This window comes from Planktothricoides raciborskii GIHE-MW2, assembly GCF_040564635.1.
Classification (GTDB): Bacteria; Cyanobacteriota; Cyanobacteriia; order Cyanobacteriales; family Laspinemataceae; genus Planktothricoides; species Planktothricoides raciborskii.
On sequence record NZ_CP159837.1, the window covers coordinates 6,103,477 to 6,128,047 of the forward strand.

Annotated in this window: 19 protein-coding genes; 11 read left to right on the plus strand and 8 right to left on the minus strand. The window is 43.7% G+C overall.

Annotation, left to right across the window (positions count from 1 at the left end; translation table 11 throughout):
- The first annotated feature begins 102 nt into the window (after nt 1–102).
- Complete coding sequence (locus ABWT76_RS26055) at nt 103–453, plus strand: transposase (RefSeq protein ID WP_054470043.1); 351 nt, start codon at nt 103–105, stop codon at nt 451–453.
- A gap of 387 nt (nt 454–840) precedes the next feature.
- Here ABWT76_RS26055 and leuS read toward each other — a convergent pair whose 3' ends face one another.
- Complete coding sequence (leuS, locus tag ABWT76_RS26060) at nt 841–3,399, minus strand: leucine--tRNA ligase (protein ID WP_354635193.1); 2,559 nt, start codon at nt 3,397–3,399, stop codon at nt 841–843.
- A gap of 310 nt (nt 3,400–3,709) precedes the next feature.
- Here leuS and ABWT76_RS26065 point away from each other — a divergent pair, with 310 nt between their 5' ends.
- From ABWT76_RS26065 to ABWT76_RS26075, 3 genes are all read left to right on the plus strand, one after another.
- Nucleotides 3,710–3,871, plus strand: coding sequence for a hypothetical protein (locus ABWT76_RS26065; protein ID WP_354635194.1), 162 nt, complete (start codon nt 3,710–3,712; stop codon nt 3,869–3,871).
- A gap of 119 nt (nt 3,872–3,990) precedes the next feature.
- A complete protein-coding gene (locus tag ABWT76_RS26070; protein ID WP_354635195.1) occupies nt 3,991–4,257 on the plus strand; it encodes a hypothetical protein in 267 nt (88 codons plus the stop codon).
- Between the two features lie 3 nt (nt 4,258–4,260).
- Complete coding sequence (locus ABWT76_RS26075) at nt 4,261–5,478, plus strand: pentapeptide repeat-containing protein (protein ID WP_354635196.1); 1,218 nt, start codon at nt 4,261–4,263, stop codon at nt 5,476–5,478.
- A 103-nt stretch (nt 5,479–5,581) separates the two neighbouring features.
- Here ABWT76_RS26075 and ABWT76_RS26080 read toward each other — a convergent pair whose 3' ends face one another.
- Nucleotides 5,582–5,734 carry a hypothetical protein gene (locus ABWT76_RS26080; protein WP_156332102.1) on the minus strand — a complete coding sequence of 51 codons (153 nt, stop codon included), beginning with the start codon at nt 5,732–5,734 and terminating at the stop codon, nt 5,582–5,584.
- A gap of 409 nt (nt 5,735–6,143) precedes the next feature.
- Between ABWT76_RS26080 and ABWT76_RS26085 the strand changes: the two genes are divergently transcribed.
- Nucleotides 6,144–6,566 (plus strand): gamma-glutamylcyclotransferase, encoded by a 423-nt coding sequence (locus ABWT76_RS26085; protein ID WP_054470040.1) that lies wholly within the window; start codon nt 6,144–6,146, stop codon nt 6,564–6,566.
- A 59-nt stretch (nt 6,567–6,625) separates the two neighbouring features.
- Here the strand turns inward: ABWT76_RS26085 and ABWT76_RS26090 are convergent, their stop codons facing one another.
- From ABWT76_RS26090 to ABWT76_RS26105, 4 genes are all read right to left on the minus strand, one after another.
- The gene (locus ABWT76_RS26090) at nt 6,626–7,222 is read right to left on the minus strand and encodes an anti-sigma factor (protein ID WP_054470039.1); all 597 of its coding nucleotides are present in this window, start codon (nt 7,220–7,222) and stop codon (nt 6,626–6,628) included.
- A 248-nt stretch (nt 7,223–7,470) separates the two neighbouring features.
- Nucleotides 7,471–8,127, minus strand: coding sequence for a sigma-70 family RNA polymerase sigma factor (locus tag ABWT76_RS26095; RefSeq protein ID WP_054470038.1), 657 nt, complete (start codon nt 8,125–8,127; stop codon nt 7,471–7,473).
- A gap of 894 nt (nt 8,128–9,021) precedes the next feature.
- Entirely contained in the window at nt 9,022–9,501 is a 480-nt protein-coding gene (locus ABWT76_RS26100) for a molybdenum cofactor biosynthesis protein MoaE (RefSeq protein ID WP_054470037.1), read from the minus strand.
- Between the two features lie 8 nt (nt 9,502–9,509).
- Nucleotides 9,510–10,502: an aspartate carbamoyltransferase catalytic subunit gene (locus tag ABWT76_RS26105; protein WP_054470036.1), complete on the minus strand. Its 993-nt coding sequence runs from the start codon at nt 10,500–10,502 to the stop codon at nt 9,510–9,512.
- On the opposite strand from ABWT76_RS26105, the gene ABWT76_RS26110 reads away from it, so the two are divergent.
- Together ABWT76_RS26110 and ABWT76_RS26115 are read left to right on the plus strand one after the other, a co-directional pair.
- Nucleotides 10,501–11,229: a hypothetical protein gene (locus ABWT76_RS26110; RefSeq protein ID WP_054470035.1), complete on the plus strand. Its 729-nt coding sequence runs from the start codon at nt 10,501–10,503 to the stop codon at nt 11,227–11,229. The two genes, ABWT76_RS26105 and ABWT76_RS26110, sit on opposite strands and share 2 nt — an antisense overlap.
- 818 nt (nt 11,230–12,047) lie before the next feature.
- Nucleotides 12,048–14,522 carry an ATP-dependent Clp protease ATP-binding subunit gene (locus ABWT76_RS26115; protein ID WP_354635197.1) on the plus strand — a complete coding sequence of 825 codons (2,475 nt, stop codon included), beginning with the start codon at nt 12,048–12,050 and terminating at the stop codon, nt 14,520–14,522.
- A gap of 364 nt (nt 14,523–14,886) precedes the next feature.
- Here ABWT76_RS26115 and ABWT76_RS26120 read toward each other — a convergent pair whose 3' ends face one another.
- Complete coding sequence (locus ABWT76_RS26120) at nt 14,887–15,498, minus strand: CPP1-like family protein (RefSeq protein ID WP_054470051.1); 612 nt, start codon at nt 15,496–15,498, stop codon at nt 14,887–14,889.
- A gap of 331 nt (nt 15,499–15,829) precedes the next feature.
- Between ABWT76_RS26120 and ABWT76_RS26125 the strand changes: the two genes are divergently transcribed.
- The 3 genes from ABWT76_RS26125 to ABWT76_RS26135 all read left to right on the plus strand — a co-directional run bounded on the left by ABWT76_RS26125 (nt 15,830) and on the right by ABWT76_RS26135 (nt 21,992).
- Nucleotides 15,830–16,111 carry a hypothetical protein gene (locus ABWT76_RS26125; protein WP_156332106.1) on the plus strand — a complete coding sequence of 94 codons (282 nt, stop codon included), beginning with the start codon at nt 15,830–15,832 and terminating at the stop codon, nt 16,109–16,111.
- Between the two features lie 657 nt (nt 16,112–16,768).
- The gene (locus ABWT76_RS26130; protein WP_190880748.1) at nt 16,769–18,985 is read left to right on the plus strand and encodes an iron uptake porin; all 2,217 of its coding nucleotides are present in this window, start codon (nt 16,769–16,771) and stop codon (nt 18,983–18,985) included.
- Nucleotides 18,986–20,087: 1,102 nt separating this feature from the next.
- Nucleotides 20,088–21,992 carry a hypothetical protein gene (locus tag ABWT76_RS26135; protein WP_354635198.1) on the plus strand — a complete coding sequence of 635 codons (1,905 nt, stop codon included), beginning with the start codon at nt 20,088–20,090 and terminating at the stop codon, nt 21,990–21,992.
- 241 nt (nt 21,993–22,233) lie between these two features.
- Here the strand turns inward: ABWT76_RS26135 and pgeF are convergent, their stop codons facing one another.
- Nucleotides 22,234–23,109 carry a peptidoglycan editing factor PgeF gene (gene pgeF, locus ABWT76_RS26140; protein WP_054470053.1) on the minus strand — a complete coding sequence of 292 codons (876 nt, stop codon included), beginning with the start codon at nt 23,107–23,109 and terminating at the stop codon, nt 22,234–22,236.
- 349 nt (nt 23,110–23,458) lie between these two features.
- Between pgeF and ABWT76_RS26145 the strand changes: the two genes are divergently transcribed.
- The gene (locus tag ABWT76_RS26145; RefSeq protein ID WP_054470054.1) at nt 23,459–24,358 is read left to right on the plus strand and encodes a biotin--[acetyl-CoA-carboxylase] ligase; all 900 of its coding nucleotides are present in this window, start codon (nt 23,459–23,461) and stop codon (nt 24,356–24,358) included.
- The last annotated feature ends 213 nt before the right edge of the window (nt 24,359–24,571 follow it).

Here is a 24,571-nt window from a genome sequence, read left to right on the forward strand (position 1 = left end):
AGGCATTCTGTTTCAGACAGTTTTAACAGGGCAGGAAAATGACCTTGGTCGGGGCGATTTGAAGCACAAGGGTTTGTGGCGATAAAAGCGATGATTTGCTCCATGAAAGGGAAAGACTTTAGGGAGTTTGTCGAGAGCGAACTGATACCGAAACTCAAGCTAAAGGATGTAACGATTGTGGATAATCTCAATATTCATAAAATGGAAGGCATCGAAGAACCGTTCGCGGAGCGTTGCGGATGCAACATCGCCTCTGCCGGAGCAAGAGTAGAGTCCTTACCACCATACTCACCAGACTTTAACAAGATTGAGATGTTGTGGTCAACGATTAAGTCAATGGTTAGACTTTTGCCTACACAAGCGATCGAGGCAACAGTTGGTTCAACTTGCTTTGAGGCTGGTCGGACAAATTTTAAGAACTGGTTTACCAAATGCTCCTACTGCACTAGCTAATTAATGAACAAACTGTAACTGTAGCAATAATTTTTGAAACTGGCATGATTTTCAGATAGTGATTGGCAGCGCATAGGTACACTATTTTATTTTCAAATTTATTTTCAAATAGCGATCGCTTTCTTAAGACTCCGAACTAAGAAACCGAGTTTCTTTTTTGCCTCCCACAGAAAGCCGGTTTTTGGCTTCTATATATATGTCAGCACAGTTTTCCACTTTAACATTTTTTATATCTTAGCGGTGATATTGGGATTTGTCAATAGTTTTTGGAGAAAAAATTGGCGGTTTTACCAATTCAGACACAGAGAGGCACAGAGAGGGAAGAGAGAAACCCGGTTTATTGAAGAAACCCAAAAACCCGGTTTCTTCAATAAACCGGGTTTTCGTTTATTTCGCCACGACAAAGTTGACTAATTTATCGGGGACGACAATGACTTTTTTCACTTCAGCATCACCAATATAGCGTTGGTAAATTTCTGAGTCACGAGCACATTGTTCTAAGGCGGCTTTATCTAAGCCCGCAGGGGCTTGAATTGTGCCGCGAGTTTTGCCCATAATTTGAATCACGAGGGTGATTTCATCCAGGACTAAAGCTTCGGGGTCAACTTTTGGCCAAGGTTGAGTATGGACTGAGTTTTGATAGCCGCGAATTTGCCATAATTCCTCCGCAATATGGGGGGCAAATGGGGCAAGTAACATAATTAAGGTTTCGATACCTTCGCCATAAACCGGAGAGTTAGTGCATTTAGCTTCAGTTAAGGCGTTACTGAGTTTCATTAACTCAGAAATTGCCGTGTTAAATTGATATTCTCCATCTAAATCTTCGGTGATTTCTTTGATGGCGGTATGGACTGCCCGCCGTAAGTCTTTTTCGGCTTTATCTAATTTATCAGTCTTGATAGATTTGGGGGCGTTACCGTTATATTCAGTGACTAATCGCCACACCCGATTTAAGAACCGAGATTGTCCTTCTACGTCTGCATCATCCCATTCTAAATCTTTTTCTGGGGGGGCTTTAAACAGGATAAACATCCGCGCCGTATCTGCCCCATATTTGGCCATGACTTCTAATGGGTCAACGCCGTTATATTTAGATTTGGACATTTTTTCATAGAAGACTTCCAAGGGTTCCCCGGTGGTGGGATCTTTGGGGTCGTTGGGATTAACTTGGGCTGGGGGAATATATTTCCCAGTGGTACGATTTTTGTAGGTCATGGCTTGTACCATGCCTTGAGTTAATAGCCGTTGGAATGGTTCGTCAAAGTTACATAAGCCGCGATCGCGCAATACTTTGGTAAAGAAACGAGAATAAAGCAAATGTAGAATTGCGTGTTCAATTCCCCCCACATATTGATCCACGGGCAACCAGTCATTTACCTTAGCTTTTTCAAAGGCTACTTGCTCGTTTTTGGCATCGGCATAACGCAAGAAATACCAGGAAGAATCAATAAAAGTATCCATCGTATCGGTTTCCCGTTTAGCCGGTTCTCCACAGCTAGGACAAGGCACATTTACCCAGTTTTCTAACTTGGCCAAAGGACTCGCCCCACGACCAGAAAATTCCACATCTTCGGGTAATTTTACCGGCAAATCTGCATCAGGAACCGGGACAGTTCCACAACTGGGACAGTGAATCACGGGAATGGGCGCACCCCAATAACGTTGACGAGAAATCAACCAATCTCTCAGGCGATATTGGATTCGCGCTTTGCCCCAACCTTCTGTTTCCGCTTTGTCAATAATTGCCTGTTTTCCTTGAGTAGAATCCATGCCATCAAATTCCCCGGAATTAATCATTATTCCCGGTTCGGTATAGGCTTCTGTTAAAGCTTCGGCGGTTTCCGTATTATTGGGGACAATTACGGTTTTAATTCCCAGGTTATTTTCACGGGCAAATTTAAAATCACGAATATCATGGGCAGGAACTCCCATGACTGCCCCAGTGCCATATTCATAGAGTACATAATCCGCAATCCAAATGGGAATTTCTTCCCCAGTAAAAGGATTAATCGCTTTGCCTCCAGTGGGAATACCGCGCTTGGGTTTATCTTCGGCAGTTCGTTCTAATTCACTTTGGCTACCCACTTCTTTGATAAATGTTTCTACGGCAGCTTTTCTATCTGCGGTAGTGACGCGAGGGGTTAACGGATGTTCGGGGGCTAAAACCACATAAGTCACCCCATAAACCGTGTCGGGACGAGTGGTAAATACGCCGATTTTTTCATCCATGCCGATAATGGGAAATTCTAAATAAGCCCCGGTGGATTTGCCGATCCAATTTGCTTGCATCAATTTGACGCGATCGGGCCATCCGGTGAGTTTATCTAAGTCATTTAATAATTGTTCGGCATAGTCGGTAATTTTGAGGAACCATTGCCGCAATAGTTTGCGTTCAACGATCGCCCCCGATCGCCACGATCGCCCCTCATTATCTACTTGTTCATTGGCTAAAACTGTTTGGTCGATCGGGTCCCAATTCACCGCAGCTTCTTTCTGATAAGCCAAACCTGCTTGATAGAATTGCAGAAAAATCCACTGGGTCCATTTATAATAGTCCGGGGAACAGGTAGTAACTTCCCGACTCCAGTCAAAAGAAATACCCAATTTCTGCAATTGCCCTTTCATTTGGGCAATATTTTGATAAGTCCATTTTGCCGGATGAATTCCTCGCTCGATCGCCGCATTTTCTGCGGGCAAACCAAAAGCATCCCATCCCATTGGATTAAGTACCCGATAACCTTGCATTCGCTTCAATCGGGCAATCACATCAGTAATGGTGTAAACCCGCACATGACCCATGTGTAGATTGCCGGATGGGTAGGGAAACATCGACAGAGTATAGAATTTTGGCTTTTGGCTATTCTCCTCTGTGCGATCGGCGTTTTGCTCGATCCAAGTCTGCTGCCATTTTTCTTCAATGGACGCGGGGTTATATTTTGACTCCACGAAAATCACTCCTGCTGTCTTGCGGTCATGGATATGTCATGGATATTATATCCGGGGATATGCTTTGATTTGTTATTCGTTATTAGTTGTTGGTTGGTTGTTGGGGGTTGCTTGCCCCTTAAGCTGGATTAGACAGCACCAGTGATATTTCAACCAGTCAATATACTACAGTTGTAACATTATGGTCAGATATTAAATAAGCTAGATTAAAAGGGTTGGTGCAGTATGATTTTGTCTGGGGCAGGGTCAAACAATTAAATAATTAATTGTTAATTCGTAACTTACCAGCTAAGACAAGCGTTCATGGGTGATGACTCCAGATAAAAATCAAAACAAAGAAAAATTGCGCCGACTAGAGGTAATAGCAACAACGCCAGAAGCAAAGTTAATTGAAAATCCAGAAACACGCTTTCCACGGGAAGAGGCTAAAGCGATCGATCGAGATCAAGATAATAGACCTCTTGCAAAATAAATATTTCGACCCCCCCAACCCCCCTTTTTAAGGGGGGCTTTTAGGAATTTTGCAAGAGGTCTAATTTTAACCAATTATATCGGTCAGATTCTGAATATGGTGATGGTAGTTCTGCATTTATGGTAATAAAAGAACAGTTTGAAGGTGGTGTAGGAAATGAGCCAAAGTCACTGAAAAAAAATACGCTTCACGATCGCAAGTGTAGACAATATATTAAAGGACTAAAAAAACACCTGCCAAATTTACCTCCAGAAGCTAGGCAAAGAATCCAATATGAAATACAAAAGATAGAAGAAGCACTGCAATGGGCTGAAGATTACAAAAATGGTAAAGATCCAAAGATTCCCGCTTGGGCAAAACCTTGGAAAGAACAGTTAGGAGAATAACAAATGGATACTCTTAAAAAACTTAACGACTTGAAATCAACCTATACAGGCATAAATTGGCGGGGGATAAAAGTTCCTCCTGCTATCAAGCCAAAAGATTCTCTAAGTTTCTGCGATTTGCGAGATGCGATATTCGATGGAGTAGACCTGTCAAATGTCGAGTTTTTTGGCTGTCTTCTCAATGGGGCATCGTTTCGGGAAGCGATTTTGTACGAAACCAAATTTTCTTACTGTTTTTCTTCTCCTGATTATGCGCCTACAGATTTTAGAACTGCTAAATGGCAAAACGTAAAAATAAACGATTCTCATCTTATATCGTGTTTGTTCGATCCGGAAAATAAACCAACTTTTGCCAATAGTTTATGGGATGATGAATTTATCATAGGAGATCAACTTCCAGATTGTTTATCCTGGCCATCAGAAGTCGTTGCGGCGGCCACAAAAATGCTTTCGGAACGAAATGATATTAGGTACGATGCAGTCGAAGAATTAGGCAATTTAGGCAATTTTGTGGCAGCGCCAATTTTGGGCTGTATGCTGGCTGACTCAGAGTGGGATGTGCGATCTATCGCATTCCAAGCATTAGAAAAGCTCATTCCTCGGCATCTATTTAATCAAACAAATAAATTATTTGAATGGATGTTATTACGTTTAGTAGATGAGCATTCTATTGTTCGGCAGAATGCCAGCAAATTGATTGACAATTTATGCAGAAACAAGATAGACATGGGTTATGCGATCGCGAAAATGCTTGAGTCTCCCTTGTTTGAAGAACAACTCACCGCAGTGGTTATGGCGGTTAAACTTAGCCCCCTCGATAAAAAATACTTTACGTTGTTGAAACGGAATCATCTGAAAAATATTCTGTTCAAAAAAATTGAAGAGATTCCCAAGCAATTTCCCCACTTTTTGAGATTGATTCAGTACACGAACGGCGAACTGATTGAAACTGCATATAACAATAATGTCAATCTATTATTAGATTTGATGGAAGAAATGCTCCAGTCTCCATTATTGATGGAACAATTCACCGCAGTGGGAATTGCGATTTCACTCAGCGAAGTTGATGATGAATACTTGAGTTTGCTGGAACGGGATGACGTGAAAAAGATTCTATTTCAGGAATTAAGAGAGGTTCCAGAGCAATGTTCCCATCTTTTAAGATTAATTGAGGGTGCTAAAGAAAACCTATTGAGCGATCGCGATATAGTCATTCGCTAGGGTGCGTCTTTGCGGTGAAAAAAATTTATTCTCCTCTCCCAGAAACCGGGTTTCTTTTTTTACCCTTACCCAATAAATATAAAAGTTATCCCAGATATAAAAGTTATCCCAGAAACCCGGTTTCTTGCTTGCGGGTTTGGAAAAAGCGATCGCCTTCTCCCAGAAACCGGGTTTCTTTTTTTAGCTTTACCCAAGAAATATAAAAGTTATCCCAGAAACCCCGTTTCTTAGATCGTAACTTTGCGATTACCGGCATATTACAGAAAAATTTTATATTTTTACCCTGATCTTTGGGATATAAAGCTTATCCAAAAAAACATTTTTTTGTTTTACAGCTATTGACAAATAAAAATAAATTGCTTATGATAATTATTGATGATTCCGGTTAATAGGGGCTTTTCACATCAGCAAAAAAGCCCAAGCATAGCCAGGGTCGCCCGGCCCGGAGTTGCGCCTTAAGCGTCCGCCTTATCGGGTTAAAAACATCAGATTCTTAAAGTGTAATTCCGGGCCAGGCAAATCCCTTTATGCTCCACACTTCACCAGGGAAGCCCCTGTGAGGGGGCTTCCCTTTGCCGTTTTTTCGTGGGCGATCGTAAAACAATCATATTTAGGAACAAGGAAAACAACAAACAACAAACAACAAACAGCAAATAAATAACAATATGTTAACCAAAATATTCGTCTACGGTACACTCAAACCCGGTGAATGCAACTATTACCGCTATTGTGAAGGGAAGGTCATCAAAGCCGAAGAAGCGATCGCCTTTGGACAACTCTTTCACTTATCTGAACTGGGTTATCCCGGAATGACATTAGGTCAAGGGAAAGTTCACGGAGTCGTCCTATCTTTTACTGACCCGAATATTTTTCAAAGTATTGATGTATTAGAAGGCTATGATCCAAATCGACCCCCTGAAGCAAACGAATATAACCGGCAACAGATTGAAGTGTACACTGTCACCGGCATATCCCTGGGATTAGTTTGGACATATATTATGACACCGCAACGAGTCAGTTTGCGGGGCGGGGTTTTTTTACCAGAAGGAATATGGTGTGTCCCGACCAATGAGCAAACTATAGAGTGAAAGGAAACTGGGCAAGTTACTTTTGCTTAGTATTTGCTTAGTATTTGCTTAGTATTTGCTTAGTATCTTTGCTCAGTGGAATTATATTGATCGTTAGAGTAAGATTGTCTTTCGTAGTTCATCGGTACAGCCACCGCAGCTTTAGGAATCGGCACGATCGGTCGGTTTAAGGCGATCATTAATTGCTGGGATTCCACATTATTGTCAGAAGACTTCGCCAGTTGAGTGACTGAAGGTACTCCGGGAACCAGACCCAAAAGGGCGGCCACAAATAAAGCCGCGATCGCCCCCAAGCCCATCTTAGCCATGTTTCGCCGACGACGTTGATCCAACAGCCAGAAAAATCGCTCAACCGTCTCAGCAGTAGATGCCGATGATTGGGGAACGGGCATTTGCTGGAGATTTTGGCGAATCCGCAACAAGTGCAAATACAGGCTTTTCACTTCTGGATCGTTGTCCAGCCATTGATTTACCTGACGGCGTTCTTCCGGAGTTGCTTCACCGTCGATATAGGCACTCAGCAATGAGAACGCATCAATATTTAGCTTTGCAGCCAGACTATTGGCTTGGGCAAGAGGGTTTTTTGCTGGTAAGCTAGGGCTCCCAGGCAGGCGATCAATGGAATGATTGTTATATGACTCGGTTTTGGAGGTCATTTTCACATCACCACCAAGTTAAACTGGGGAAAGATACCCCGAATAAAAAATGCAAGGTATATCATTATTCATTATAACGAATTTTTTTCCCTCGATATTTTATCTATCTGAGGCCATTGGCACCACTTCCAGATATTTAGCCAATATTTAGCCAATATTTAACCAATATGAAAAATAATCTGGAAAATAATCTGGAAAATAATCTGGAAAATAATCTGGAAAATAATATGGAGTGGATCTCGGCATCTTTAGCTGTTCAAATAGTCTTGTAATTGAACTTGTAAGCGTTGGCGAGCTCTAGCAATGCGGGACTTTACGGTTCCCAGGGATACGCCGGTAATTTCGGCGATTTCCTCATAAGCCATGCCATCAATTTCGCGTAAGACAATAGTTGTTCTAAAGACTTCCGGCAAATCGGCGATCGCTTCTCGCAGTTGATCGTAAAACTCACGGGTACTCAGGTCTTCATCTGGTCCTGGGCGATCAGCAGCAATATCCCAATCCATTTCTCCGTCCTCGACAGTGCGAGGAGCATCAAGGGAGATCGGGGGACGGACTCGTTTGCGTTTACGCAATTCATCGTAAAACAGGTTAGTAGCAATCCGACTCAACCAACCCCGGAACTTCACGGGATCTTTTAAGCGATTGATATTCCGGTAAACCCGGATCCAAACTTCTTGGGCTAAGTCTGCTCGGTCTTGCCAGTCAGGAGCCAAATGATAGAGAATCTTTTCTACATGGGACTGGTGACGGCGCAGCAGTTCAGTAAAGGCGGCACGATCTGGATGCACCCCTTCCTGACAACGTAGTACCAAATCATTATTTGAAAGTTGTTCTGGAGTGGAAACCGCTTGGGTTTTAGCGGTTTGGGAATTGGACCAAGATGCAGAAGGAGAGTAACTCATGGAAGTGGAATTAGCTAAACAACAGATTCCTTGATGGTTGACAGTGCCATTGTGGCAGATGTTCCTGAATTCTTCCAGGGTTTAGTAGGCACTTTTAAGAATGGCTGTCACAAATCAAGATTTGAACACAATCTAGAATCGGCAATCGTCAGAAATCCTTAAAGTCAAGGATATGGACAAAGAAAATGGAGGTTGTCCCAAAACCAACCGCGATCACCAGTGATCAGCTTTTTGTTGATTTTTTCCTGGCCGGGGCAGTGCCTCCTGCCTTTACTTCGTATTTCAGGCACGATGCCTAGAATCAGCAAGATTAGGAGAGGAGATTTTTGGGAGATTTTTCTTAATTGTACACCCTACTCCTGGCTCTGAACTATTCTAGATAAATTATGGGACATTTTTTCTCAAAAACATTCAGTAATTATACTGATTTTGCCAGGGAGCAGTGTATCAACTATATCAGTTGAATTTTAGCTGAAAATTTCAACGTTAATCTTTATGATTGTTTTGGCGTCAACCCTAGAAATTATAGTTTTTTATGCTATTATATCTATATTTACCTAAATTTACCCTAGCTTTTATTTAGCACACAGAATATAAATAATTCTGTAAAACATAAAATTATCCGCAGATCATCCTAGGTATTACCGCGTTAAAACTACTGATAATTATTTTTTATCCAGAGAATATTATCGGAATAATAACTCAATTTCTCTGAGAAGACTCCACAGAGAAATTGATGAGATTTTTTTAAGATTTAACTGCCCTTTAACTCCCCTTTAGTTCCAAGCCCCAGGATTCCCGTCCTGAATGAAAGTTTCTGATTGAAAATGATTAGAAATGACTGAAAATGCCTGAAAATCACTGAGGTTAGTTAAAAGTAATTAGTTACGGGGTTTAAGGGACTGATTCGGCTTCGCAAGCGCCGATACTGACCCAATGGCTAGAACCATCAGCCCAATGCTCTTTTTTCCAAATCGGCGCATTATGTTTTAGGGTGTCGATCGCATAGCGGCAAGCGGCAAAGGCTTCTGCCCGATGGGGGCAACCTACTGCCACTAGGACGCTAGTGTCGCCGATTTTCAGGCTGCCAGTACGATGGTGAATCACCACCCGATTCACATCAGGCCATTGTTGTCTAATTTGGACAGCGATTTGACGAAAAATCGCGATCGCCATTGGTTCATAAGCCTGATATTCCAGAAACACCACAGGCTTACCATCGGTTTGATTTCTAACTGTGCCACTCATTACCACCACCGCACCATTGGCCGGATCGTCCGCCAGCCGATAAACCTCATCCAGGGATAAGGGAGCAAAAGTGATGGTAAAGCGATCGCGGGGATCTTGTTCTATCAGCGATGGAGCAGTTTTCATTACAGGATTCAAATTTTGCCACCCCCCATAAGGTATAACAAGGCCATACGGACTGCTACCCCACTGGTCACTTGTTGGGAAACTAGGCTGAATTCTGGGGAGTCCATCAGGTCAGAACTAAGTTCAACCCCTCGGTTGACCGGCCCTGGGTGCATCACTTTCACGGTAGGTTTACAGAGTTTGAGGCGATCGCGAGTAATGCCGAATTGTTGATGATATTCTCGACCACTGGGCAACAAATGCTGACTCATACGTTCTTTTTGCAATCGCAAGGTCATCACAAAATCAGCATTTTCTAAGGCTGGATCTAAGTTCCAATGTAAAAACATTTTTCCCGGTCGGTTTTGACCCATCGCCTCAAACAACCGAGGTAGCAGAGTCGGTGGGCCTGCTAAATGTAACTCTGCCCCTGCCGCAGCAGTTAAACTCCAGATATTCGATCGCGCCACTCGTGAATGCAGAACATCACCCACAATAGCAATTTTTTTGCCCGCTAACAGGTCAAGTCGGGGCTGTTCCGGATCTAAGACCAGGCAAATCGTAAACAGATCGAGGAGTGCTTGGGAGGGGTGTTCATGCTGACCGTCCCCGGCATTGAGAACCCCGACTCCTGATTGCAAACGATCCATTTCGTTGGCGATCGCCTGGGGAACTCCTGCCTGTTGATGGCGAATTACCATCAGGTCAGTTCCCATTGCCAGATAGGTTTTTGCCGTATCTAAAATGGTTTCTCCTTTAGTCAGGGAAGAAGAACCGGGGGCAAAATTCAGAGTATCTGCACTGAGACGTTTGGCGGCTAGTTCAAAGCTACTGCGAGTTCGGGTAGAGGGTTCAAAAAATAAGTTCGTGACTACTTGACCTTGGAGGGTGGGAACTTTCTTCACCCGACGGGAGAGCACTTCCCGAAAACTAGCAGCGGTTTGCAGTACGGTGTCATAGTCGGCAGGAGTAAAACTTTCTAAAGAAATAATGTGGCGGTGAGTCCAGGAGGTGGTAGACATGGTTGTAACCAACTTTAATTGCGTCCTCAAAAAATATATCGCCAGAGTGACCCTTACTGGCATAATTTTACTGAGTTTAACCGGGTGTCGCACTTCCACAGAGGTGCAGTCCACGGCAGTTGCCCTGCCCCAACCCAAGGCAATAACCCAAACAGAGGCGATGCCGCAAAGCGGATCCCTTACGGGAAACGCCCCGCCTAAATCTGTTGATGAAGCGAGGGGGAAGCATTCCGGGAATAGGTTGCCGGTTTTTAGCGATATCATATCTGCCGGAATGCTTCCCCCCTACAGGGTGGCACCATCGAAATCCACGACAGAAGGATCGTCTAAGATTGTCCCGCAAAACTTACCCCTTCAGATTAAGCCAGATCCGCTCAAAACCGTGAGGGTGAATTTATATCAGCCGGATATTGAATGCAAAAAGCTGATGCCCGAACCCGTAGCCGTCGATCGCGATCGAGCAATGGATGCAGCGGTGAGCAAAGTATTGCAAGAAAGAAATAGCGCTGATTTTACCGTTGCCGGGTATCGGATTAATATTGATGACGATGGAGTTGCCACTGTTGATTTACGCCTCAAACCTGACTCGCGTCGTCAGTTTATCTCTTTATCCTTATGCGAACAGTTTGCCCTCTTTGGTAGCCTCCGAGAAACCTTAATGAATCATCCTGACTGGAAAATTAAGGCGGTTCAGTTCACCGAACGGGGTGAGTTGATTCAGCTTTAGTTGGTTGTTAGTTGTTGTTTGTTGGTGGTTCTTCGTTCTTCGTTCTTAGTTCTTAGTCCAATAACAAATAACAAACAACAAATAACCAACAACAGCCAACAAAGAACAAACAACCAACAACCAACAACCAACAACAAAAAACCACCGTTGGCACCAAAACCGATAGATTTGCTATGCTAAAAGTCAACGTCCAATCATAATTGGTGATCTAGCGTACACATTCAGTGCAGAGTCGCAAATAGACTCTACTGATAGCTAGTCGCCCAGGGGTTGTCAATCAAAGGATCGACAAAACGTCTAAATTCTCCTTGACGGTTACTCGGTTACAGCCCAGGCAGCAAAACCACAGAATCGTCTGATTTGTTCCTGGTTGTTCCTGGAAAAGGTTGGTGACAATCAAATCAACCTGAACCAATGAGTTCAATGTTTTTCTGGGTGATTCGCGCAGCGATCCGCTCTCGCGGAATCGCGGCTCAAAAAACTTTAAGGGCTGGTCGAAAAAAATTCCAACGCATCTGGCGACACCGCTTTTGTCTTCAGCCGATCGCCTGACGGCTAAATAAAAGACAGCAACGGGGTGGCGATTCGTTGAAATTAGGTTAAAAAAAATAAAACAGGAAAACCGAGGAACGATTTGATTTCCGCTTCGGTAATATCAGTACCCAGAAAAGGGGGATGATTTAATCGGGGATGGTATTTCCTCGCCATACTTGTACGCCACTTGCTCTACTTGGGAAAACCCCAAGCCTGTCCCCGCGAGGGGAACCGCAGTGGCTTAGGATCTTCCGCGTCATAAGCATCAGTAATGGGGATATGCCATGTTTGAACGGTTTACAGAAAAAGCTATCAAGGTAATTATGCTGGCCCAGGAGGAAGCTCGTCGCTTGGGTCATAACTTCGTGGGAACTGAGCAGATCCTATTAGGTCTGATCGGCGAAGGCACGGGGGTAGCCGCCAAGGTTCTCAAGTCAATGGGGGTAAACCTCAAAGACGCCCGGATTGAAGTGGAAAAAATCATTGGTCGGGGTTCTGGCTTCGTGGCGGTGGAAATTCCGTTTACTCCTCGCGCTAAGAGAGTTTTAGAACTGTCTTTAGAAGAAGCCCGCCAGTTGGGTCACAACTATATCGGTACAGAACATTTGCTCCTAGGGTTAATCCGCGAAGGGGAAGGGGTGGCGGCCAGAGTTCTGGAAAATCTGGGGGTTGACCTCGGAAAAGTCCGCACCCAAGTGATTCGGATGTTAGGAGAAACCGCCGAAGTGACGGCGGGTGGTTCTAGTGGCTCCCGGAATAAAACTCCGACTTTGGATGAGTTTGGCTCTAATCTGACTCAAATGGCCACGGAAGGCAAGTTAGATCCAGTGGTGGGTCGGATGAAAGAAATTGAGCGGGTGATCCAGATTCTCGGTCGGCGGACTAAGAATAATCCCGTGTTGATTGGGGAACCCGGGGTCGGCAAAACCGCGATCGCCGAAGGTTTAGCCCAACGAATCGCCACCGGAGATGTTCCAGATATCCTGGAAGATAAGCGCGTTGTGACTCTGGATATTGGTTTGCTGGTGGCGGGAACCAAGTATCGGGGCGAGTTTGAAGAGCGCTTGAAAAAAATCATGGATGAAATCCGTTCCGCCCGGAATGTGATTCTGGTGATTGATGAAGTCCATACCCTGATTGGGGCTGGGGCAGCGGAAGGGGCGATCGATGCGGCGAATATTCTCAAGCCGGCTTTAGCCCGAGGCGAACTCCAATGCATTGGCGCTACTACTCTGGATGAGTATCGCAAGCATATCGAACGGGATGCCGCCCTGGAACGCCGGTTTCAGCCAGTGATGGTGGGTGAACCGACCGTTGAAGAAACCATTGAGATTCTCTTTGGTTTGCGCGATCGCTACGAGGAACACCATAAGTTGAAAATTTCCGACGAAGCCCTGGATGCAGCGGCGAAACTGTCCGATCGCTATATTTCTGACCGCTATTTACCAGATAAGGCCATTGACTTAATTGATGAAGCCGGTTCGCGGGTGCGATTGCTGAATTCCCAGTTGCCTCCAGCAGCGAAGGAGTTAGACAAAGAACTGCGTCAAGTCCTAAAAGAAAAAGATGATGCCGTCCGGCAACAGGATTTTGACAAAGCCGGAGAATTGCGCGATCGCGAATTGGAAATTAAAGAAGAAATTCGGGCGATCGCTCAAAGCAAAAAGAAAGAAGGAATACAAAAAACCGACGTTTCCCCAGTCGTCACCGAAGAAGACATTGCCCACATTGTCTCCTCCTGGACTGGCGTCCCGGTCAACAAGCTGACCGAATCCGAATCGGAAAAACTACTGCACATGGAAGACACCCTGCACCAGCGGATGATCGGACAAGACGATGCGGTCAAAGCCGTATCCCGCGCCATTCGTCGCGCCCGGGTCGGACTGAAAAACCCCAACCGTCCCATCGCCTCTTTTATCTTCTCTGGACCGACCGGGGTGGGCAAAACCGAACTGACCAAATCTCTTGCCGCTTACTTCTTCGGTTCTGAAGAAGCCATGATTCGGTTAGATATGTCCGAATATATGGAACGGCACACCGTCTCCAAACTCATCGGTTCTCCTCCGGGATATGTAGGCTACAACGAAGGCGGACAATTAACCGAAGCGGTCCGTCGTCGTCCTTACACCGTGGTGCTATTTGATGAAATCGAAAAAGCCCACCCGGACATCTTCAATATGCTATTGCAAATTCTCGAAGATGGCCGTTTAACCGATGCCAAAGGTCGCACCGTAGACTTCAAAAACACCTTAATTATTTTGACTTCTAACATCGGTTCCAAAGTCATCGAAAAAGGTGGCGGTGGCCTCGGATTTGAATTCAGTGAAAACCAAGCGGATGCCCAATATAATCGGATTCGCAACTTGGTGAATGAAGAACTGAAACAATACTTCCGTCCCGAATTTCTCAACCGTCTGGACGAGATTATTGTCTTCCGTCAATTAACCAAAGAAGAAGTCAAAGAAATCGCCGAAATTATGTTACGGGATGTCTTCAAACGGTTAACCGAAAAAGACATTACCTTAACAGTCAGCGATCGCTTCAAAGAACGGTTAGTCGAAGAAGGATATAACCCGGCTTATGGGGCGCGTCCCTTACGTCGGGCGATCATGCGCTTACTGGAAGATGTCCTCGCGGAAGAAATTCTCTCCGGTCGCGTCAGCGAAGGAGACACCGCTTTAGTGGATATCAACGAAGAAGGAAAAGTCACAGTTCAACCGGCCAAAAATCGGGAATTATTAGCCCAAGGTGCTGAATAATATTTCTGGTTTCATGGGATTGATCGACTGAATTTGTATTCTGGTTAAACCTGGGTTTTCCTAAAGTTACCCAAGTCATAAAAAAACCGGAATATAACCCGGATATAGCCCGGATATAGGGACAATAAAAAAAGGGGATAGATTTGAATCTATCCCCTTTTTTTATTCATCAATCTTTTGCCTTTAATCCGCTATTTTGGGTCTAATTCGTCTTGTTATTAATCCTTAATTAAGGCTTAACTACCAGATTTATCTCGCACCTATGAAGCATTTCTTTTATTGTTATTTGTCCTAAAGTTATTTGTCCTAATTTGTCCTAATTTGTCTATCTCCCGAACTTATCTACTCGGTAATTGTTTGTTTTTTACTTAAGAAAGCTACTGGATAACCAAAGAACAAAACAGGTGATAAAAGCGGCTAGACTTTCTGTGGTTAGAGAAATTACCCCGCTGGCGACTAACCAATTTCCCAAAATAGAGCTAATGGATAGTCCAACAATCAGCGCCAGGACTGTTAGTCCCACAGCGCGGAGAAATTTTTGCTCTTTACGATTGAGAAAATAAATCCCAAAGCCGATTCCTAATGCCAAGGCTAAAGATACAGAATTTGGTTGAAGAAGTCCTAGTAAACTCAAACCTAAGAAGATGCCCCCCGGCCATAGAATATCTGATTGTTCTGGGGTATCCAAAAAGTTCTGAAGCCAAGCCGGAGCTTCTTTTTTTGGCACAGCCGGTATTGCTGGCGGTGTTTCTGCTACTTTTTCGGCAAACCGAATCCGGTCGGGAACTTTGATTTTGCCTTCCTGCCGGAGTTTTAATCGTTGCATCAGAATCGCATCATACGCGGCTTCGATCGCCTCAATTTTCTGGCGATCGCCATTATACTCTTGCATCAGAAGGTTGCGGCTTTCTTGGATTTCCTCAAATGTCGCATTTTCGGAAACCCGAAGCTGTTGATAGGGAGTTTGTTCACTCATTAGATACATTCCACCTGTCGCTAAAGTTACTGAGAATTCCTAACAAATTTGTACTGACTATATGCTTTTATCTTGTTTGAATCGCCCAAAGCGCACTTTTACCATAAACTATGCTTCCACATTGTACTTCCAAGTTTTACTTCCATAAATCTAGCAATTTTTTACCCGATTTCGCAATACTTGGCAATTATCTGTGGATCTATCCTGACCCAGGCTTGTTTTCCTCCGCCTAAGAAAGACTGCCGAAGAAAGACTAAGGGATTGGTCAATTACCCCTTCAATTATATCTATAACCTAGATTTGTCGGTTCTTTCGTGTCATCAGTGACGTTTTGACTCGATTCCCTTCCAGGGTGGGGGCGATCGCGATTCTCTTAACCCGGAAGCGCGATCAAGTTAGTGATATGCTACTCTCTAGCTTGAAGATGTCAATGACTCTCCGGATCCAGAACTCACCCTCTTTAACCTTGAATTATTTAATTATTCAATTTTTGGTTGAGATTTGTCAGTCTACGGCTTTTGACTCTCATGGCTCTGCTGCAAGTCAATTTCTGGACACTTTTAGAAGCGATCGGGTAGCAGCCACGTGCATTCCGGTATTATATTTCTGCTAAAAATCAATAATTTATCTGCCGGAATGCGCGTAGCCCGCACAAGGATTATTTTCCCCATTACTCCAAAGCCTTGGATGTATGGCTTTCTTAATTCTTTTTTTCATAAGACATTGTCACTATAAACTTTGATTTTTTATGAAATTTTATGATTAATTTTTATTAAATTGTTTTCGGCCAAATTTAATTATTTTTTTGATTACTGGTAATTTTGCTGAATTTTATGATATGTTATAAAATAAATTCTGTTAAATTAATTATAGGTGATTTTCCCAGGTTAAAGCAAATTAAAAACCAGCTAAAAACCACCTCCACCTCAGTCCGATCAGGGGGGTTGGGCAAAACCCATCCAGGCAATGGCCAATATTAATCGCTCCACTGAGTGATTTTTGTCATTTTCATTCTGCGGTCTTAATCCGCCGAATAATCCCTAAACGCTAAAATTGTCAGACAATCAGATAAGTAGGGGATGAACCCATTCGGGCAATAATTTCTCTTGTTAACCCCCAAATTTAATATCCGAATGCGAAAGCCCGTACACAGGTTTGGTCTATTCACGAGAAATATTCTCCAAAGATTCCCAGAAAATTCCCAGAAAATTCCCAAAAAATTTTTATAAAATTCGCAAATTGGTAGTGGTCAGTAGGAGTTGTGGAAACTATGACATCCGCATTAAATCAGCAAACCCAAGACTTAACGGGACGGACAGAGTTAAACCCCATTTGGGAAACGGCGATCAGTAGTCTGTTGGGGCTGACTTTATTAAGTTGCTCAAGCCCCCCCGCCATAGGTCAGATTATAACCCCCCAGACTGGGCATCCGATGACAAGTACCTCGAAGTTGATGGACAAAACCCCAGTTTTCAGAGATCAACCCCGATCGCTGACTTCCGAGACAGTCAGAACCGTTGAGAACCCTAGGGAAACAAGACTTAGGTTAGATCGTTCAGTTCCAGAGTTCCCAGATAGCTCGATCGCAGGTGGCGATCACCATCCTTCTGCGGTTACCGGCTCTACGGTTAATGAGGATCTCAGTCATCGGCCATCAGAGGATCCCCAATCGGGCGATCGCCATTTTTCCACTGATATTTTTCAGGAACCAGGGCAGCAGCATCAAACAAGCGAACCTCTTAATTCTCAGCCTATTCACAAAAAGGTCGATCAAGATGTTCAGTTTTTAGATACCCAGGTTTTCTCTACAGAAAATGGGGGCGATCGCCATCAATCCCCAGATTTTACTCCAGAAAATTATCCAGAAAATTATCCAGAAAATTATCTCCTAGAAAATCCTCTGGGACAAATTACCTCCGTATCTCAGTTATCCGATATTAAACCCACAGATTGGGCATTCCAAGCACTACAGTCACTTGTTGAACGATATAACTGTATTTCTGGCTACCCAGATTTAACCTATCGCGGCAATCGGGCATTAACTCGTTATGAATTTGTCTCCGCCTTAAATGCTTGCTGGGAGCAAATTGAGCCAATAATTCAAGAAAATATTCAAGAAAATATTCAAGAAAATATTCAAGAAAATATTCAAGAAAATATTCAAGAAAATATTCAAGAAAATATTCAAGAAAATATTCAAGAAAATCAAAACATTCAACAAGCACAAGCAGATTTACTTACCCTACAACAATTGCAGCAAAATTTTGCCAAAGAATTGGCTATCTTTAACGATAAAATCGAAAACCTAAACACTCAAACAACTAAACTCGAAGAGCAGCAATTTTCCACCACCACGAAATTATTTGGTCAAGCAATTTTTGGTCTTCAGGGTCGAACAGCCAATGAAGCAGACTTTTTTCCCGTGGACGATCAAAAAGACACTGAAGACCCAGGCAGCGAAATTAATTTCCTCAATAATATGCAATTAACTTTGCTGACTCAACTAAATTCTCGGTCTTTAATTTTGGCCGGGATGCAAATGGGCAATGGTAGCACCGGGCCGCGCTTAAGCAATGATACAAGACTAGGATACGAGGGGAATACTGAGAGGCAAATTATTCTCAGCGATTTAAACTATCGACAACTTATTGGTAATCGTTTAGCAGTCATTGTCGGTCCTACGGGGGTGAATATGGCTAATGTTTTTCGCGGGGTGAATGAAGTTGAAAGTGCTGGAAGTGGACCGATTTCTGCCCTAGCGCAACGAAATCCGATTGTGAATATTGGCAATGGTCGTGGGGGGGTCGGTTTTGACTGGCAGGTAACCTCCAGAATGAGCGTTCAAGGTGTTTACTCCGCCAGCACCCCGGATGATGTCAGTAGTGGCGGACTCTTTGGTGGCACCGACGGCCAAACCAGCCTGGGATTGCAATTAACCCTGACGCCGATTAACCCCGTAAATGTGGCACTCAGCTATGTAAATGCCTATTCGCCACTAGGTGTCCTGGGGACTGGATCTGGTGATGACCAATTAACTATTGATTCGCCGATTAAAACCAATGGCTTTGGGGCTACGGTTTCTTGGCAGATGACTCCGAGTTTGACTCTTGGCAGTTGGGGAGGTTATACGAATTCGGGAATTCCTGGCCGGGATGGTGAGGTGGAGACGACCAACTGGATGGTATTTTTGAATTGGGAAAATCTGTTTGGTCGAGATAATTTGGCCGGGATCTATGTGGGTCAACCCCCCAAAATTGTTCATAGTGATTTGCCGATGGGCAAAAATATTCCCGATCTCCTGGCAGGAGGAGAAGGAGAAGCCGGAGGACAACCAGGGACGACTACTCATTTAGAGTTGTTTTATCGCTGGCAAGTTTCCGATCAGCTAAGTCTGACCCCTGGGGTATTAATGATTTTTGAGCCTGGTCATGCTCCAGCTAGTGACCCAATTACGGTGGGAGTGCTGCGAACGACGTTTAATTTTTAATCTTTTATTTGTTAGGCAAAACTTCTGTATTTTTACGCAGAGTACTAGGCATGAATCATGCCAGTATTTGCGGCCAGTATTTGCTGCTACTGATTTATTGGTAGTGGTTGAGCCTGAGAGTTGATATTTTGGTTGATTTTTTCAAATAAAAAATTTTCCTGTGACTTTTGAAGTGTCTGGGTTGCCAAGGATGTCCCCGATCGCCTTTAAGTCAAAAAAGCTGGCAGTTGTGACTCAATGTTGATTATGTTAGGAGATGAGGAGTTTGTTCTCTGCCCCGTAGCAATGCTTTGGCGGGAAATTAGGTAAATGGCCGTTGTAATATTTTCCCAAAAAACCGTTAACTGTTTTTTATGGTTTCTTTGGAACTTGTTGATTGGCGATCGCGTCTAATTATCTGCGAGGTCAAAATTTATCTGGGAATTACCTGGAGATTATATTGAAATTCAATATAAATAAAAATTTATCCAAAACCTTTGGGAGGGTATCGGGTTAAAAAACCCCGCTTGGGTACTCAATTATACTCGACAATCTTAGAAGTATATGGTAGATTCACTGAGAAATGAATTCCAGTGATCTGATTCGAGCATCAATCGGTAATTAATCGGTAATCAAATTGACAGCGATCGCTAAATAAATCCAGCTTATGCTCAAGCAAGATTAAGCAGCGAACAAAATCAATATAAATTATATTTATCACTGTTTTATTAGCATTTATATGTTATTTATAGGATTATTATATGGAGGTTATTTACTGATTTATATAGAAAAAATTATTTGTTTGATTATATTTTTGTCAGCCAAAGCCCTTAAAAACAAAGCTTTTTAGCCGAAATACTTATACCTATTTGAATAGGTTGACATAATTAATTTAAAATAAAATAATTGTTGTCAATCAATTCTTGAGTAAACATCAGCAAAAAATTATTCAGGCAATCAGGCAAGTTAACGGAGGCAGTCAATGTTATATGCTCAAGGGTGCAGTCTTATGTTGTCTAAGGGCATTCTCTATTTATACTCGTTATACCCCAGCAAAATTTAGGCATATTTCTGCATGATTTTGCTATGTATAGACAATTTTAATTAGCTGAGGAACCCGACCATGACAACTTCATATATTTCACGTACTAAATATTGGAAATACTGGCTCACATTAGGAATTATAGGATGTTTAGCTCTCCTGAACCCTTCTGCCGCTCAAGCCGAAATTTCAGTCACGGGTGGACGAACCGCTGGGGATGGGGCGTTTTTTGTGCCAAATCAAGGCAATACCTTGTTATTTGACATAAACACTCGGATAATTCGCCTGGAAACTCCTAATGGCATTACGGTGAATTCCCGGTTTAGGCCTGGAGGGGGTCGTTTAGATCCAATGACAGGTGTCCCCAAAGGTGGAGAAACGGGGTTTCTAGAAGGAACTCTTTCCGGTCGTGCTTTTACGGCGGAGGGAACTCCGTTCTTTTTCCAAGGAGTAACTACTACCCTGAGTTTTACTCTGACTTCTTTCGATCCGAATCGGGTGTTCGAGGGGACTTTAATCCGTTCTAGAAGCCAATCATCCACACCATTGGTATTTTTAGAAGCTACTGATACCTCTCTTGCCGATCAATCTCGTCAGAATTTTGAGGGAATATCCGGTAGTTTACATATTGGCGAATTTTCTGCCAGCTTATCCGGTGGTGCAATTAATCTGCCTGCGGATACTCAGTTTGCCGCCCCAGGAATTGAGTTGATTCAGTTTGATGGTAATACTCTGGCCGCTAACGCGAATATCAAGTTTGAGTTGGAAGGTGGTGGACAAGGAACGACGAATTTGGATGCGGGTCAAGGAAGTATTAGTTATGAAGGTCAGACGGGGACAACTAATTTTACGATTCAAGGAACAATTGATGGAATTCCCGATAATAGCGATCTTTTGACTAATCAAGTAAGTACGATTTCAGATGACAGTAGCAAGTCTGAATCGCAAATTACAGTAGATAATAATAGTTTTAAGATTTCAGGGACGATTTCAGGCCCGGTTAATTTTGCCGTGGGGGGTTTAACTAACAATGGTTCGGGTCAGAATCCGAATCAGAGTCAAAGTTATACCGGCGATACACAATATAAAGTCAGTGGTGTTGGTCAGGGTAGCACAGAGTTTAATGGTAGAGAAGGAAGTTTAAATTTCTACAGCCCTGAAAGTAGCACTAATGTGGAAATTACCGGAAATGGTTTTGTGGCCCAAGGTAGTGGGACTGGTGAAGTTTCTTTTAATGTGGGGGTCGGCTTGATCTCGACTTCTGGTTCTTCTGGCGTAAGCAATGGTGCGGTTTTTGGTTCAAGTCCGACGGCGACCTCTACCGATTTTGGTAAGGGTTTTCTAGGTCTGAGTCTTTTACCGAGCAGAACAGAAACTTCAGATGGTAGAGTTGTGATAAATATTCAGCCGAGTCCTAGTTCTCCTGAAGGTAGTACGAATATAAATGACGGAAATAATAATGGCATTAGTCAGCAAAGTCAAAACCTAATTAGAGTCCTGCCCACAAGTCCATTGCCGGATTCTCGGCCAGAGGTGACAATACCAACGCAGCCCCAGCCCCAGCCAGAGGTGACAATACCAACGCAGCCCCAGCCCCAGCCAGAGGTGACAATACCAACGCAGCCCCAGCCCCAGCCAGAGGTGACAATACCAACGCAGCCCCAGCCCCAGCCAGAGGTGACAATACCAACGCAGCCCCAGCCCCAGCCAGAGGTGACAATACCAACGCAGCCCCAGCCCCAGCCAGAGGTGACAATACCAACGCAGCCCCAGCCCCAGCCGCAGCCAGAGGCAGTGATTTCTCAACCTGAAGAAATCCCACGTCAGGATCCATTGGCTAAGTTGATTGAGCAAGTTCGCAATTTCCGATCGCAGTCGGATAATGAACCGTTGTCACCGAGCTTTTCTCAGTCGATTGAGTTGCAGTTGCGATCGGTGTCTGGGCCGCGCAGTCGAGTGTTTCCTGGGATGGAAGGCTTGAGATAGTGAATGCTTTTTGGAGAGCGGGGGTGCGGGGGTGCAGAGGTGCAGGGGAGAGAGAAGCGAAAAGTCGTAGGGGCGAATGGCCATTCGCCCGTACAAGTGAAAAGTTATGCATAAATATCACTATTCACTATTCACTATTCACTATTCACTATTCACGCTTGACTCTTCACTCTTCCCTACACCTCTTACCCTGAGTCCTGAGCGTTGTCGAAGGGCTAAAGAGCTACACCCTACACCCCAATCATTGGCTAATAATTCCAGACCACTGGACTTTTTTTAGTCCATCTCGGCGATAGGAAAAAAATTGTTCGGGGGTTTGGTAGGTGCAGTATTTTGCTGTCGCGATTTGTTCTGGATTAATGCCAATTTTCTCTAGTTGTAAGTTGATGGCTTGTCGCACGTCTAAGCGCACTTTGCCCGGTTCGCGATCGGGAAAAATAGGCGAACCGGGAATTTGTTGCAGCCACTCTAATATATATGTCAAAGTCTGTGGTTCCGTTAATGCTTCGGGGCTGATATTTTCTGAGTGAATGCTCATGCCGACTTCAGCGGCAACTGCTTCGGAAACCTGATAAACTTCCCCTGCGATCGCAGGACCAATGGCGATGCGGAGGTTTTTTAGCTGGTTTTGACTATCGTGAGTTTGGCTCTGGCGGATAAATTGAGCGATCGCCTCTGGCACAATTGCTTTTGCCGTTCCTCGCCAGCCGGAATGCACTGCCGCCACCTGTCCCGTCACGATATCGGCAATCAGTACCGGGGAACAATCTGCGCTGGCGACCCAGACTGCTTGGTCAGCTTTTTCCGTGCGTAAGCCATCCGCTTCTTCTAAGGAAAGGGAAACTGTAGTTTCTGTAGAACTAGACTCTAAGTCTTCTGATTGGTTTTGAGTAATCGGAGTTAGTTGGCTGGTGGGCAATACGGTATTGCCGTGAACCTGTTTGACACGAAATACTTCTGGGAAGAGAGGATTTACCTGGTGGCGCAAAACGTTCACCAGTTGTTCAGGTGATCGCGGCCAAAAGTCACGAGTAAAAAAGCCGTGAGACCAATCCGCCAGTAAGCTACAAGTTAAATAAGATAGTCCGTTCCAATCGTGCCACTGCCAATTAGACATGAGTTTAAGTTTACGCTTCTTTATGATTTAAGTGAATGAGATCGAGAGTCGGTTCTAGGAGGAATAAGGCATTGCGGTATGCTATAGCCATTACCTTGTCCGTTAAACAAATATTATTCAAATGCTAACAATTAATTAAAATTATGGCAATTATGGCAATTATGGCAATTATCGTAAAATCATGGCCTCGGTGAGTTGGTAAATTTTCATGGATTAAAGAATTTAGCCTCTTAATCTAGGGTAAAGGTGAAAATTGACCGTTTTATGATAAATTGGAAAACGATTGTCTCCGGGACTATCTGCGATCGCATAAATTCTATTGCTTATCGATACTTAACTTTTTTCTCTTGTGGTATTAAATCAAGAACGTTTAGAAGCTGCTTTAAAAGTTGTCAAATCCGATCTGAATCTACTAGGATTTACCAATAATTCAGACCGGGTTATAGACTTTTCTATATATATTTTTGAGCAACTAGAATCTACGAATAAAACCCTTTGGCAATTACTTAACAACGGTGCTCCGTCTGGTACAGTAGTAATTGCCAATCGACAAACTTCTGGCCGAGGTCAGTGGGGACGAGAATGGAACTCTCCCCTCGGTGGCTTGTATTTATCATTGGCTTTATTTCCTAATCTACCCGTGACAAAAAGTTTTCAATTAACCCTATCTAGTGCTTGGGGAATTGCCACGATTTTAAGAAGTTATCATCTACCAGTTTTGATTAAATGGCCGAATGATCTAATTTTAAGCCAAAGAAAATTAGGAGGAATTCTCACTGAAACCAAAATCCAATCCCAAATTATCACAAAAGCGGTGGTAGGTGTGGGGATTAATTGGGCTAACTCCGTGCCACCAACCGGGATCGCTCTACAATCTTACCAAGCTAATTGTCTAAAAAACCAAGTTTCTTTAGAAAAAACTGATTTCTGCGAGTCTCTGGAAATGTTAGCCGCGATTACTTTATGGGGAATAGCTTCCGGAATCGAATATATGCAGAACGAAAGTGTAGAAAAACTGTTGTCAAGCTACTTGGCAATTTTGGCTAATCTGGGTCAAGCAATTATGGTCGAAGGACAGTCAGGAGTGATTGCTGGGGTGACGGCAACGGGAGATTTGCGGATTGAGATTGATTCTCCGAACCAATCACCGCCAAATCAACCGGGTAGCAACCCAAGTCGTCCGGACGTCGCCGCCCGAGAAATTTTTGTAAAGCCTGGAACAATTCGCTTGGGATACGATACTCTCTGAATGACCGATCGCATCTCAGTCTTCAGCTATCAGCCTCCAGGATCGAACTATCAGCTTTCGGTTGATTTCACGATTAGCGGTCTTTAGTTATCTATTAATGATTTCGTTGAGAAATAAATAGTGATCAGTGATCGGCCTCGATCTAGCAGATATTCCAAAAAAAAGATTAAACTAGCCCAAGTGCCTAAGTAATTATTCCATCTGCCCATCACT

Excerpts from the sequence above, each read along its gene's own strand:
- ABWT76_RS26065 (WP_354635194.1), top strand. The coding sequence starts at position 3,710 with ATGACTCCAGATAAAAATCAAAACAAAGAAAAATTGCGCCGACTAGAG.
- pgeF (WP_054470053.1), bottom strand. The coding sequence starts at position 23,109 with ATGTCTAATTGGCAGTGGCACGATTGGAACGGACTATCTTATTTAACT.
- ABWT76_RS26085 (WP_054470040.1), top strand. The coding sequence starts at position 6,144 with ATGTTAACCAAAATATTCGTCTACGGTACACTCAAACCCGGTGAATGC.
- ABWT76_RS26070 (WP_354635195.1), top strand. The coding sequence starts at position 3,991 with ATGGTAATAAAAGAACAGTTTGAAGGTGGTGTAGGAAATGAGCCAAAG.
- ABWT76_RS26095 (WP_054470038.1), bottom strand. The coding sequence starts at position 8,127 with ATGAGTTACTCTCCTTCTGCATCTTGGTCCAATTCCCAAACCGCTAAA.
- ABWT76_RS26075 (WP_354635196.1), top strand. The coding sequence starts at position 4,261 with ATGGATACTCTTAAAAAACTTAACGACTTGAAATCAACCTATACAGGC.
- ABWT76_RS26120 (WP_054470051.1), bottom strand. The coding sequence starts at position 15,498 with ATGAGTGAACAAACTCCCTATCAACAGCTTCGGGTTTCCGAAAATGCG.
- ABWT76_RS26055 (WP_054470043.1), top strand. The coding sequence starts at position 103 with ATGAAAGGGAAAGACTTTAGGGAGTTTGTCGAGAGCGAACTGATACCG.
- ABWT76_RS26105 (WP_054470036.1), bottom strand. The coding sequence starts at position 10,502 with ATGTCTACCACCTCCTGGACTCACCGCCACATTATTTCTTTAGAAAGT.
- ABWT76_RS26130 (WP_190880748.1), top strand. The coding sequence starts at position 16,769 with ATGACATCCGCATTAAATCAGCAAACCCAAGACTTAACGGGACGGACA.
- ABWT76_RS26090 (WP_054470039.1), bottom strand. The coding sequence starts at position 7,222 with ATGACCTCCAAAACCGAGTCATATAACAATCATTCCATTGATCGCCTG.
- ABWT76_RS26135 (WP_354635198.1), top strand. The coding sequence starts at position 20,088 with ATGACAACTTCATATATTTCACGTACTAAATATTGGAAATACTGGCTC.
- ABWT76_RS26110 (WP_054470035.1), top strand. The coding sequence starts at position 10,501 with ATGGTTGTAACCAACTTTAATTGCGTCCTCAAAAAATATATCGCCAGA.
- ABWT76_RS26115 (WP_354635197.1), top strand. The coding sequence starts at position 12,048 with ATGTTTGAACGGTTTACAGAAAAAGCTATCAAGGTAATTATGCTGGCC.
- ABWT76_RS26080 (WP_156332102.1), bottom strand. The coding sequence starts at position 5,734 with ATGCCGGTAATCGCAAAGTTACGATCTAAGAAACGGGGTTTCTGGGAT.
- ABWT76_RS26100 (WP_054470037.1), bottom strand. The coding sequence starts at position 9,501 with ATGAAAACTGCTCCATCGCTGATAGAACAAGATCCCCGCGATCGCTTT.